Raw genomic sequence first — 15,214 nt, forward strand, 5'->3', positions numbered from 1 at the left:
CAGTCACCATTTACTAGTTGCGGAACTCTAATTGAAGCATTCTTTGCGGTAGTGCTATTGGGCATCAAAACGATTGCGTCTAGCGGTAATGTGATAGTAGCGGTTTGACTTGGATCATTGGTATTGGTAAATACCATTCTATGGTAAGTGTTGGCATTGATAATATCTGTGCCAGTGTTTGACAGATCGAAGGTAACTTCAATTGGTTGACCAACTTGCACCTTGTTATCAATTGATAAATTATTAACGGTTAAGTTTGGTACTGGCTCTTCACCAACGAATATAGCACCTGTAGAGATTGCTATATTATTCCCTGTCTTATTCGGCTCGTAGGTATTACCAGAGGCGTCTGTTTTGATGATAACGTAGTAGTCACCCAGTAAATTTTTGGGCACTTGAATCTTCATAGAGGATTCATAAGTTGCATCAATAGCTAAGGTGCCCGTATGAGATTTGGAGGCAATCTTTATCGCATCTCCATTGAGGACTGCTGTTTTAGAGAGGTAAATGTCATCAACCCAGTAGTTAGCACTGGTTGAAATCGTGCCCTGATTTAGCACACTCCATGATATCTCCAAATCGCGCCCAGCCTTCGCCGCTTCTGGGAGAGAAACAATTGAAGGTATTAAATCTACATACGTTTGTAAGATATCAAAATCTGCAGAATTTTTCTGATTGTTGCTAACAGTCTCGGGCTCTAGCTGACTTTGGTTGACATCTGTTATTACAATAAGGTGATACTGCCCTGCAAGGTTACGAGGTATATCAATTGACTGCTGAACAGTATAGGACTCACCTATTTTTAGTGGCTCAGTTCTGGCTACTTGCGCTAGTACCGTACCATACTGCGCATTACTTCCATTTTTTATCAGAACAACCCGATCCACCCAGCCATTGCCTTGAGTATCTGACTCTCCATTATTTGTAACAGTCCAACTGACTTGGGCAGCATAACCAGACTTGACGGAACTGGGGGTTGTGACGGTAGACACAGATAAATCAGCATATTTTTTCTCAGATACAGACAAGTCTTTGCTTAAGGTATTGTTGTCTTCCCCACTACTATCTGAGTTAACTTCGAATATCAGTCCGTATCCTGACAAATTGGAATCTGCTGTGACTGATAATACAAAGTCACCACTACCTTTGAGTCCTTCAGGTAATTTAAAGCTGTACTGACGTTGTCTACTCTCATTAGGTAGCAAATTTTCGCTATCATCAAAGGACACCGACGTATCTAGTATCTTTTCTCCTACCGACCCATCTGCATTCTTTTTATAAAGTGTTACTCTATCCTGATAGCTAATAGGAACTGGCATATTTCCTTGGTTGGTTTCAGACCAACCCAAGGTCACCGTGTCACCTGCCTGCAACTCATCATTGTCAATGACTAGGTCACCAATCACAATATCTGGCCCTGCCGACACCACAATTTGAGAGGTATTATCTGCTTTATTAACTGATTGGTCGCCTTCTTCTATTTGTAGATAGGCATCTGTCATAACACTAATGGCAAACTGACCGAGACCATCAATACCTGCAGGCCATATGAAGCTCGCTTGACTATTTTGCACCTCACCTGGTGCAATGAGGGCATCGCTAACGACAACATCGACGGTCGCCACCACTTTATTGGTGGTGGTATTGACAATACTTAGTTTTTCTATCCAGTTTCCTAAAGCAGGCACTGTACCGGTATTTCTAGTACCCCAATTCACTGTGATGGTCTGGCCAGACTGCCAACTATCAGCAGGTGTTAATTGAATGTCGGTCACTACTAAATTGGGGTACTCAGCCAATTTCGACTCAAAGGTAGCCTTGATGATATTATTTTCTTCATCACTGCCAGTTTCAGCTTGCGTGTTGGTCATATCGGTCTCGACAATGACTTCAAACTGACCTGTGCCTGCTGCGCCCTCTGGCAATCGGATCTTCGTTTGACGTTGTCTAGACTCGGTAGCAAGAATAGATCCTTGCGTAACCTCATCGTAAGTCACTAGCTTTTGCGCAATGATATTACCCGTTGCAATTTCTTTAATGATAATACGCTCGGCGAAGTTACCTAGCGTAGGCTTAGTGCCTTGGTTTGTGGTTGTCCAGCCAATCAGGACATCACTACTAGAAGTGATGTCACTATTTGGTATTGCTGAAGACACTTGCACATTATCTACTACAAGATCCATCTCACGTGATATTGTTTCCAGCTCAATAGGTCTTGGTTGATAAGTATCGTTGACGAACGTAATAAAGCGATAGGGCAAGTCGATATTCTTATTACCATATTGCTCAATGACGACGGTGTAGTCACCATCAACAGTCGCTACAAACTCATTATCACCTAACGTTTGAACTGACTGATGACGGCCATAAGGATCAATCACACTAATGCGTGCGTTGTAGTTATAAGTCCAACCCTCATGATGATAACCATATTGTCGTTCGAGAAGATTCTGGAAGTCCATATAGATGCGCTGCCCAGCTTCAACATTCAGTTTGAACTGCTCAGCACTACCGTCTTTATTGAGGCGACCTTGTACCAGTTGACCTGACTCAAGCGTCTGTGACGGCTCTAAATGTAGTAGTTTAAATTTATAATCCTGATTAGATTCATAGTCTGTCTTGACAATCAGTTTATAGTCGCCTTTTACTACAAGATAGCTCTCGCTACGTTCATATACCTGACGATTTGATATAGCATCTTGACCAGTATGAATATCTACCAGTCGCCAATTAACGTTACTATTTGAGTCGATCCCATCAAAATATATACGGCTTGCATCTGTAATGGTTAGCTGATATTCATGCTGCTGAATAGCAGGGGTTAGCTTGCCCGAAACAACCTGATTAAGCTCAACATCGTTATTTACAGGCGGTTGGACTTTATCTATTTGAAAGTCGACCCAACTACCACCATTGGTATAACTACGACTATCAAAGATCAGATAATAATGCCCATCAGACATGATTTTCACAGGATAAGAGTCTTCATATCCTCTCCCTGATAGGATTTGTTGACCTTGTTCGTTATATAAGGTCCAATCTCCTCTTGCATAGGAACTCGTCGAGTTATTGCCTAGCGTATTGAAATAAATCTCGTCTCCTACTGCTGCATCAAACACAAAGCTGACTACTTCATTATTAGGTCGTGATGATACACGATTGGCTTCAGCCAAATTGATAGCACTAGCTTGAGCATCAAGATTTTTCCATTCAAAATTTGTAGAAGATTCTGATGATCTTTGCCATAGTGTCAGCTGATAAGACCCTTTAGTCATATACACAGGCGTATCGTAATCAGTGATGATTAATTTACCCGTATCATCAGTAATCAATACTCGCTGATAACTATTGTTGTAAGTTATTGAATCATTAGATAAGTTATCTAAATACCATAAACCATCATTATCCACATCCAGACTGAACGTTTTAACTTCACTTTGCTTAATACTACCTTGCCAGTTATTGATTGGCGTTTCATAAGCAGCAGTCGTAAAACCAGATACTGGATTGTTTACTTGTATTGAAGCCTGACGTTCAATCGTTAACTTCACAGAACCTGTAGAGCCCGAGTCCACACTACCATCATCTACAATTTGAGGGTTGTAATTACGGTTAGAATAACCGCTAACGCCTAGATAGTAGACACCTGTAGTTGTAATTTTATAATTAATACTGTTGGTAGTTGACGTTATCTTCTTACCACTTTCATCGAATAAATTTATCCATTCACTAAAGCTACTATCAGTATTTATATATAGCGTTTCACCGGCCGCAGCCATAAAGCGATACATATCGACATCTTTCTTCGCTTGTTCACCATCTCCAATGACAGAAATAAATTGCCTGCTCTCGTGCGGCGTAGTCACTACCTCAGTAGCTGTTACTAGCGTGTCGCCAGCATCCTTTTCTGCACTACTAGTTGATTGGCGATTGAACACTAACTCAATTGTATCATCGCTATTCAAGTCTGACCCTACTGATACTTTTAGGTAATAAACTCCATTAGCTATTGCAAGATGGGTCAGACCACCTTCTGTCGCACTAGCAATGATAGTGCCCTCTTTATCTACTATGTCAAATTCAGCTTGTGCTGATGCAGCAGCAATAGAGACGACATCATCTGCCGCTAACATAAAACGGTAATACGTCGGGCTTTCTATGGTAGATGATCGTGTTAACTTATAAGGTTGGTTAGATTTTAGTGGTACATCAATGGCAGACTCCAAAGTACTACCTTGAGCAGATAAAATGTCTGAGAGTGTGTTGGTAGCAGCAGTAAAGCTATAGCGATGTTCACCATTAACATTACTAGATATCTTAAGTACGTAATCGCCTTGCTTTAAAAAAGTGATGTCACTATTAATACCGTTAAGACTATTCTTCGTACGTATTTCACTACCGTTTGGATTTAAGAGGTGCAATGTGATGTTGGTATTGGAGGAAGTAATATCTGATAGGTTCAAATAGCCATCTTCAGTCATATGGAATGAATAGCTGTCTTGATCCTGCGAAGTATTGAACGCTCCGTTAGTTAGTGTATCGAGCTGAAGCGCTTTGCTCTGGCGCAGTACGTGATTTTTATTGACCGTAAACGTTACTGGTGTATCAGTAGGTGCATAGAACTTATTAACGATAAGATAGGCGTCGCCTGATATACTTGGGGTAAAGGTTTGCGTCTGATAATCGTAAGCATCAGAGGCTAACATTCTTCCTTGCTCATCAACAATTTTATAACGTAGCTGATTGCTGGAAATACCACCCAAATTCACTTGATATTGTTGCCCAGCTTGTACGTCTAGTTTGTATATAGCCTCACGTTCGTTGGCTGCAATTTCTCCTGTCAAGCTGTCATTATTAATAGTCAGACTCTTTGCCTGATCAGCAACATCAATAATCTCAAACTCATAGTTCGGCGTGGTCATATCTGATGCAGTGACTTCTACAACATACTGGCCAGGTTGCAAGTAATAATGATTGATATATCTGCTATCTAAGTTAATCCAGCTACTTTCAACATCACCATAAGGGCCAAGCAAACGCGCAGAATAACTTCCTGAAAGCGCATTAATAGCAATATTTTTTGCAGTATCTACGTTAATGACATAACGATGTACATCACCACCTTGCTGTATTTTCCCAACGATCTTTTCATTGGTTGATAGCGTCGTCTCAATGGTATCGTATTCACGTACGAAGAGACTGCGATTGCTTAGTCGATCATAACTAGATGAGCTTGCATAAGAGATGACATAGTATTCGGTGGTTTTGGGTAATACTGCTTTAACCGTGTCGCTGCTTGTATTGACTAGAGTGTTGCCATCACTATCTACTACCAATAGTGAATTACTATACCCTAAATCCTCAAAAATGACGGTTTGACCTTGTTTGCCTTGGAATTTCTTAATAATCGGCGTACGGTAGTTGATGTTAGCTGCAGTAGACTTTTGATTGAAAGTCAACTCATCAAGATCGGCAGTGTTGGCGAGCGTAAAACCATAAGCGTAATCCTTATAGTAATCTCTTGTCTTACTAACTTGTATGGTATAGCTACCAGCTTCTAATATGCGAGTAGCATTACTGGAAAAATCGACGATTTGGCCGCGACTATCCAATAGTCTAATATCTGTATAGCTTTGCTGATACTTAGAGAATATATATTGACCCGACTCAGCAAGAGTAAACCTATGGTTAACAACATTTGCAGCAATAAAGTCTTTAGCTTCAAAAGCGGTTCCAATTTCATAAGCTACAGTTGAGATCTCACCTTTGCTGAGAGTAATATCTGTGGCTGTACTATAGCTGTATTCCGTATCTATTTCTAAATAATACTCACCAGTGTGCCTGGCAGTAAACAATATTGATTTCTGTTCAGAATAATAAGGTCGAAAAGTGTTAGTAGAAACAGTGTCGTTATTAAACCGTAAGGTCGTTCTGACATCATCATAGTAGTTAAAACTACCATTGAAAGTGATCTGATAGCGCTCTCCTGCGACCAAGTCCATCTTGATAGTCTTTGGCTCAGAAGCATCGTCAAAAACAATACTCAAAGGTTCTGCATCAGCTTCTGTCAGCTGACCTGCCACAATGGGACTAATCAAGTCAGCAGTGAAAGAAAGGGCTGTTGGTGTAGCATAGTCTCTCTCTGCAGAGACACGTAACTGGTAACGACCTGACTCTAAACGAATAGTCTGCTTGTCATAATCATTAAATGTACGAATATGATTGCCATAGATATCATACAGTTCAATATCTAGTTCTGAGTTTGGTGTAATGACCAAACGGGTGCTATCATTTTCGCTTATTTCAAAACTGTAGTAATATGTCTGATTGTTACTGTTTAAACCAAGGAACTCAGATGATGTTTCTGTGCCTAATACCAAAGGTTGAAGCACACTTCTAGGTTTTTGAGCGATTTCAAAATTTAGTGATGTTGCTGCATTTGTATTATTACTGTACGCGATATAATATTCACCGCTATAAGGTGCTTTGAGTGAATAATATGCAGCTTGTTGAGCATTGATGCTGGTTACATAGTCACCATGATTGTTATAAACTATGAATGTACTGTTATAACTTGCGTCCTCAAATAGATGCAGGTAATTGTCCTTCTCACTATCCAATACTACTTTAAGCAATAAGCTATCTTGCTCTTTTGTTAGATTGGCTGCGAAAGGTACATCTATAGCAAGCTGGCTAGCTGAGCGGCCATCAATTATCTCGAACACTGCTGGCTCTCCAGCACTATAGCTAAACGCTAGCTTGTAGTTACCTGCGGGCAACCATAAGCTTCGATTGAAATCATATAAGTTCCCACTGTATAACTCTTCACCACGCTCTCCTAATAACGTCACACGCTGGTTGTAGCCGCCTTCGTCTATGGTAATCATGACAAAGTCAGCTTGTGACAGAGTAAAGCTATATTCCTTGGTAGGTGCAGTCCATTGGGCTTGCTCGTTGACCACCACCATGGTAGGTTGTACAGCGTGTACAGACGTATCTGGTTTTATTTCAAAGGTAGCTTGTGCTGGTGAGGCATTTTCAGTATCAATTTTAATATATAGCTTAGTTGGTAGTCTTTCTAACACAAAGAGATCATCAGCGGCTACTTCATGTAACCACACACGTCCACTTTGATCGTAAACAGTAATGTTAAAACCAGTGTCGTCTTGAGCATTTAAACTGAAATTTATAGGCAAGTTACTGGTGTTATCATATACGAACCATTGTGCAGCTTGACTTTCAGACAATACAATGTCTTGTGGCTCATTGTTTACAATAGGTGTTGCTAGTGTATCTACTGACACAGCTACAAACTGCAATGTAGCTGCACTTTGGTTATCGATGATTAAAGTGTATTGCCCTTTTTGTAAATACACGGCTTCAGAATATTGCTTATTGTCTTCAAATTCAGATTCTACCTCAACAATCTGAGGGAGAATTTGTGGTACTTCATCAGTTGATGTTTCCCATGTTTCTAAATAGATAGGCCCCTCAATAGGTCCTCTAACGGGGCCACCATTAAACATAGGGTAGCTAGATAATACTAAAGACCCATCTTCACTACCACCCTGAAAAAGATCAAACTCGAAACCAGTCTCCGCTAACAAATCAATCTGCCAAAATCCATCATCTTCAATAGTGAAACTCAGCTTACTAAACTGCTCAGCTTGCATATCAATAGAATGTGCATTACCCGTATTTTCGATATCTAGCGTGCCTAGATCATAGCTCTTTTGCGGATAGGCGATGATCTCCAATGTTAAAGGCAAAACAGCGTTTGTAGAAGACTCGTTTTGAGAAGGGACTTCATTCAGCTCAGAAGTACTCTCTAAAACCACACCTTCTGGAAATGCCTCAACGAACCTATCACCATCTATATTTTTTTGCAAAGATAAGGTGTATGTACCTGCTTCAGTGAGAAAAACATCACCAAAAGTATTGAATCGGGAATTGTCATATACCAATTGTGCATTTTGATCATATATTTGATAGGTGTAACCATCTGCACCTTCAAGCTCATTGAGTGTGACTGCTTGATCTTGAGTAACCTCAAAGGTATATAGCCCTATATTCTGACTATCAGGGATGGTTAGGTTATTAGTTTCACCAACTGCTAAAGCCTCAGCATCTGCCGAACTTAGGAAACGAACGGTGTTTGTGTTTGCCAATTCAGAATAACTATAGTAGTCTAGAAGTAATGAATACTCTTGATTGGCAAAGACAAACCTAGGATCAGTCCAACTCTTAAGTTCTTGCGGCAACATACTTGGAGACTCATTCACCCCCCAACCTTCAAACAGGACAAATAAGTTACTATTTGATTCTCTATCGTTACTCACTGAATCAATGAACAACAAGCCTTGTTGCTCTGGGTTAAATCTAGCAACTACTGGTTGATTGCTTTCTAAAACTAAGTCTTCTGTAAGATCAATCTCGTTTAGATTTTTTGAATTTTCAGGAAAGAAGTGCTCAATATTTAAGACAGCATTATCCCAATCTTTTATACTCTCTTCTGACTTAATGTAAAAATAACCATTAGCGTTACTCAGTCTTATATTTTGCGTACCATCAGTTATCACATTGTCCGGCCAAGTCGTTGCCTCACGTGAAACATCCTCGAAATAATATTCGTATACCCCTATTGGCGCGTCCGTAGCTTTAAAAAAATAGTAGTCTTTAGAAACATCAATACTTATAGACTCATCAACAAGGACATCACTAGCAAGGATCTCATTTAAAAATGTTAGGCTAAAACCATCAAGGATTAAGTCATTATCTGAAGGTAATACGCTATCACTTTCAATGCTGCTCACAGCATATACTTCAAACTCATTACCGGGTCTTTGTGAAGGTACTGTATATTCTATTTCGTTTATAACAATACTATATTCACCTGGCACAAGATCTATAATCTTGCCATCGACGCCTGTATAGATAACTTGACCATCTTTAATCAGCATCCATTCCCTATCTAGGCTTGAACTCATATCTATGACCCAATGGGCCTGACTATCAACTGAGAACTCTATCTTTGCAGAATCACCATAAGAACTAAAATTATGAGATATTTGTGTTGGCTCAGATACCTCTAATACGCCAAGCGATATCTCATGTACCAATGCAGATATAGGAGATGCCGTAGATATAGGTAACGTCTGGATAGTAAAATCGAAATTTTGAACGCTACTATCAACATCAAACTCTAGGTAGTAGACTCCTTTTGGTGCACTGTCAGCTAAAGCCAATGTGTCTGTTGCAAAATCAGATTCATTATAAATATACTCATTGAACACTTCACCTGTAGGTCCAAAGAGAGTGACTCTAGAGCCATTGTTGTTAAAAAGATTGGTGTCAAGGATGATTGATCCAGCTTCTTTTAACTCAAATTGGTATTTGCTCTGGAGATTATTAAAATCCACATCACTGAAGCTAACCGTTTGCTCATTATTAATCTCAATAGGCGTTGCTAGTATAGAGTCAGCACCTAGTGTCACCTTGTTCAGAATCATATCAGCTTTAGTACTGATAATATCATCCACGTTCACTCGTTCAACAATAAGGTATAAAGGACCTCGGGCCTGATTTGAGTCAAAAGACAGTTTGCTGTATAAAGCCTCTTCCTCACTGAAATAATCGTAACTAATTAGTTTTTCTTGACCAAAAGCATCAATAACAGTGAACCTAAATGACTCAGCAACGTAATCCTGAATATCAAGATTGAACTGATCATATGGTGTAGATGAGATAGAATATGACTTGCTTTCTCCCTGTTGAATACTATTTATGTCTATAATATCATTCGGTTTTAAGGTAGTAGTTACTGCTGCTTTCAAGGTTTGGATGAAAACCTTAGCATTTACTGTATTATTTGATAGGCTAGTGTTATCAACGATCAATTGATAATCATCCGGCTTTAGGTAATGTATTTGGCTAAGTTTATTACTGAAATCCTCAAAATTTATACTTTCGAACACAGTCCCAGCTATTGCACCTTTCAAGCTAAATCTTAGCGCACTACTGCCTTCTGTTGCGTAAGTAGTAAGAGCAACAGGATTTTCTACTGCAAAGCGATATTTAAGCTGCTCTCCTGCATTGGTAAGTTCTGGGTTTAAGTTGAAGCCCTCTCCAATAAAAACACCTAAGTCATTGATGGTAGACTTTTTCTGAGAAATATTAATTTCTTGGTTTGTGGTTATTTCTGAATTGCTATCAATCCATACATAATAGTCACCCTCTATTAAATCAATATCAGCTGAAGTACCTGTGAGTTCCCCTTTAAGTACTAAGTGATAGTTAGTATCCAAAACAAGATAGCTATAATCTATGACATTTGAGGTCGCAGCATCAACACTTAGCACTACTTTTTTACTTTCATTCGCTGTGAAAGCAAATACTTGAGCTTTGAGTGAGTCTTCAGGCGTATACGATATAGTGAGAGGAACGTCTTGTCCTGCGGTCAAAACATCCAACGCTCTGATATTAAAATCTATGGCACCAGAAAACCTATCTTTATTTGTTATTTTTAGCTTGTAGCGCCCTTCATCTAGCATGTCAAAATATTGCGTGGAAGAACTTAATACTTGTGTGTTATTGAAAGTATCAATGATTGTCCAGTCAACGCTATTTTCGTCAAATGTGTTTAAGAAATCTATACCAACTAACTGCTTAGAATTCACAGAAAAATCGTATTCATGTACTGAGCCTGGAATAACAGTTAGGCGGTTTTTTTCATTAACTTTTATGGAAGAAACATCTTCAGTATGCTGATGAAGTGTAAAATTATATGTTGCACTTTCTATAGAAGTTCTGCTTTCAACTGATAACCAATAATTGCCATTTCTTACGACTGCTATGCCTGAAACATCATTAATCAATGAAGACCCTGAAACAATTTTATTGCCTTGATCATCAAATAAAGACCATATCCCTTGATCCAGTTCAGTATTTGATTGGAAGTACAAACTATCGCCTTTCGTGACAGGAATACGATATAGCTGTGCTTGAGTAGAAGATGTCAGCTCTCCCGAAATAGGTACGTTTGTTTCTAATAATAGAGCAGATTCTTCTCCAAGGATTCTAAACTTGTAATCAGAAACTTGACTGCTATTTGCATCAACAGTCAACTCGTACTTGCCAACACTCAATTCTGCAAACTTATCTTTGTTAGTATTTATGTCTTTAGATGTAAAAGAATGGTTATTATCTAAGTTATTTAGGGACCAGTTAACATTGTCGCCTGAACTTCCATCAAATAGGAAACGACTGGTTTCAGTTATTACTAGTTCATATACGTCTCTCTCCCCTGGCTGTTCAATACTTCCTTCAATCTCATGAATACCAGGCATTAAATCCGCCGATAAAAGTATCTTAGGTTCTAATTGTTCAATCTGCCAAAGGTTTGTTTTATAGTTGTTTGAATGAGAAGACATATGATCGACCTATATTTATAATTGTTACAGTAATGTATTATATTAGAAACTTAATGTAAGACTATACTTTAATTCAAAGAACTTTTGTACAACAAGACCAGTTTTTCCACGAAATTTGTTGACTTAGGCGGTCAAAATGTAGAGTTACTAAGGTCAACTCTATGTGCATAATGTCAAGATCTGGAGATTAATCTCAAACTGAGGAATGATCTGATAAGCAGAATCTTTAGATAAGATTGCTAATAACATAAAAAAAACACAAAAGGAATCAGCCCTTTGTGCTTATATATCTCTAAAAAACTCATCTAACAATATTAATTTATAGTCCTAAATACCAAACTACCAAACGATTTTTAGTATCAAACTCACCACCTCGAAGCTCATTCAACTCATCTCTTGTGGTTTCAAAGATGGGTTGTAGCTCTAAAAAGTTAGCATTTTTAAAGCACAGCACATCTTATATATAGTCGCTTTTTGGTTGCATCATATTAAATTAAATCTACCTCTAATATGACTCAATCAGTATCACTAACACCTCTCCCAAAAATTTCAAGACGCCAGAAGACTCATAAGCTTTTGCATCAGTAGAAGAACTTTTTATTGTTCTGATAATTCTAACTTCAACCCCTGCACCATTCTGGTTCGTTGAGCTATGACTCCTGCCGTCAAATCCGTACATATAAAATTGAGAGCTATCAATCAGTCAAACCATCTACGATGAGCAAAAAATGCAAAACATAACTCATCAAAGCAGAAGATAATTTTGCCTTACCCTTTTTCTGTAGCGGACTAATAAGTGCTAATGAATAACCGTTGTAAGTGTCTAAATAAATTAGGTCACCTTCGAATTCAGGCATGTCCTTTTCAAACTCTTCTATTTTTTTGAGCTTAGCTGATTTATCAACAACAGAGCGATATACATTTTTATTCTTCTCAGCGAGATAAAGCTCTGACTTAAGGCAGCTGATATTAACGCGCCAATGCTTACTTGGTAGTATCTGACACATAGTACTTAAGTATTTATAAAAATTCTTTTTTTGCTTAAAAGTAAAACGAATTTCACTTTTAGAGCTATTAACCTTCTCATAAAATACTTGAAGCATCTCTTTCACCTTACGCCGACCCTCCTTATCCTCATATAATTTTTCAAGATTATCAAAGCATAAGTTCACTAAGGCTTGCTCTTCATGGTAATGCAGCGGTGTTGGCGCTAGTAAAATATGGTCAGAGCGTTGTTTACGTTTTTTAGAGACCAGTTTATAGTTTAGGTTACCCTCAGTATCTTTGACCAGGCTCAATGCTCGCTCATAAATCATCAACGCATCATCGTACCTAAAGTTTAAAATACTGGCCTCTCCTAACGTTTGACCGTCTTCAATGTCCCATAGAAGCTTTTCTATCATTTCACGGCTATATCTACCAAACATTGCTGAATAATGCTTTTTATCCTTATCGACAATGCTGCTGCTAGTTGACTGAGGCGCTTTTACTTTATCAGTAAACATTAACCTTTTACACTCAATCTTACGATTCACATATTGTCTAATGTTACTGAGACTGACAGCGTCATCTCTACTCTCCAAGGCGTATTTATTGTGCTGCTTTAAGTCCATACGACTGGTGCCAATCAACTTATTAACAACATCCAAAGGCAGGGTCAATTTGGCCTGTTGCAATTGATGACTTGCAATGATATCAGCGGTATGGATATATGAGCTAAAGGTTGTTGATAAATCGGCATGACCGGCAAACTCCATTAGTGCGTCCCAGTAATTTGTCGAGACACTGCGCACCCTACCTAAAAAATGAGTTTTAATATCATAGATTTTTACTTCATCATAATCTGTGAACTGCATGACAAGCATTGGGCTACATCTAAGTATAAGCGCCATATTTGATATCGCATTATGACGAAAGCTGTGCAGAGTAATGTCGTGATAAGCAGTATTTTCTAGTATACGTTTTAGTGGCTGCTCAATACTATAACGAGACATAACAGAGGACTGATACGCTAAAGTAAATAAGTAACGAGAAGACTGTCGCTTTTTTAAGTGAAAGAACCTTTTAAAATCTTCTAGCTCTTCTGACAAAAGTAATACTGATAAATATATTCGCCGTGTGCCGTCATCTGATTTTAAGTCTCGATGCGCGTTAGGGCGAACAATAACGTTATATTCAGTAAAGCTTTGATTGTCATATTCGATATCTGTAACTTGTAGTCCCAAAATCTCACTGATACGCATGCCAGTACGGTATAACAGTATTGTTACAATACTAAGCGCTTGTTTATAGTACTCACTCAGCACTTGTTGCTCAGCGATACAATCAAGAATAGTATGATAAACTTTCTGAGGAACTAGGTAGCTCGACACTATTTGTGCATCACCGCCTCCTACGATGTCAATTTCAGGCGCTTGAGTATGCTTTTTTAAAGAACCATGCAGTGAGCAAATAACTGTTTTTGTATATCCTAATTTATTTGGGTTCTTTTCTGCAATAATTTCGTTATATATATAGTGATAGTCATGTTTTGACCATTGCAAAAAGTCAGCAGTGCGTGTCCCCGCAATAAATCCATTCCCGATCTCGGACAAATACCGCTTTAAAGTATTAATTTTTCTTCCATTAATACACAGATCCAACATCCATCTAACCAATCGTTGTTGATTAGGATATAGGTTTTGGGTTAGTAGACTTACTAGCTGTGGTTGAACCTGTTTTTTAGCGTTATTAAGTATTGTGCGTATCTCTTTAACTGCATCAGACCTAAACCGTTCGACTTTGACAGCATCAAGTGCGTTATTACCATTGTTGCTAATACTAGGGCTGATCATTAATTTACTAACATGCTCATCAGACAGAACCACCTTGGGAGTTTTAATGCTTTGAAAATATCTAAGTAGTTGCAATGTTGATACTGAGGTTTGTTTTTGCTGACCTGTTAGCACCTGGACCAATTGAACGTCTAAATATACTTCTGGTAGCGTTTGCCAATAGATTGCAGTGTGCCGTAAGTAGCTAGATCTATGGATGGACTTAACCGTGGATTTCTCTCCAATAAATTCCCCTAACCTTTTTATCACTTGATGGTATTTAGGAAACTGGTTTTGCGCTTGATGCTGGCGTTGTAGTTTGAGTAGCCATAAGCGACTGATATCATCTATAATTATCAGGCGCGTTTGATACACCTCATCTAACCCCCCCTCTATAGGAGTAACCTCGTTACCATAGTCAGGTGATAATAGCCTGAGTGGCATGATAAGCATGTCGTCAAATAACTGATATATCGGTTTACTATCTTTGAGATACTCATATATTACCTTGAGTACCTTTTCATCGTTATAACCTGCAAAACTAATTAGTGAAAATAAGAACCAACTTACACAATCAAGTACGCTAAAGGTATTTTTTTTCTGCCATGTATTAAACGCTTGTGTGACAATATTTTGGGCTTTAGACAAGTATAAAAACTCATCAAAATCATTGATATTTTTTGGGCGCTGTGGACGTACAGCAATGATTGGCTTTGGTAATAACGGCAGGTGTCTTTTTTTACGCGATTCATTAATGTTATCAAAAAAACGCATACGTTCGAACAATGCAAATGGTAGCAGATGTGCTGACAAATTTTTCTCAATCTCTTTGTAGATTGATTCGTATAAATCGTAAATTTTCTCATCTGTTATCGCATCTGAGTACTGGTTTTCTTCAACAAAAGCATCCCACGCGTTTTGACACAGCTCTTTAGTATGCTGTAATGCCTGCTTACGCTGATCTTGCGATTT

Annotated in this window: 2 protein-coding genes (1 of these 2 cut by a window edge); both read right to left on the reverse strand. The window is 38.5% G+C overall.

What is annotated here, in order from left to right; all coding sequences use genetic code 11:
• The coding region annotated (locus ACIGBM_RS06460; protein ID WP_397477169.1) for a tandem-95 repeat protein crosses the window boundary (this coding region is incomplete at its 3' end): on the reverse strand, positions 1-11,429 show 11,429 of its 35,621 nt. The annotated region extends 24,192 nt beyond the left edge of the window.
• 695 nt (positions 11,430-12,124) lie between these two features.
• Positions 12,125-15,055 carry a site-specific integrase gene (locus tag ACIGBM_RS06465; protein ID WP_397477170.1) on the reverse strand — a complete coding sequence of 977 codons (2,931 nt, stop codon included), beginning with the start codon at positions 15,053-15,055 and terminating at the stop codon, positions 12,125-12,127.
• Positions 15,056-15,214: the final 159 nt, after the last annotated feature.

The sequence above is a fragment of the Psychrobacter sp. NPDC077938 genome, from assembly GCF_044542635.1.
Lineage (GTDB): Bacteria > Pseudomonadota > Gammaproteobacteria > Pseudomonadales > Moraxellaceae > Psychrobacter.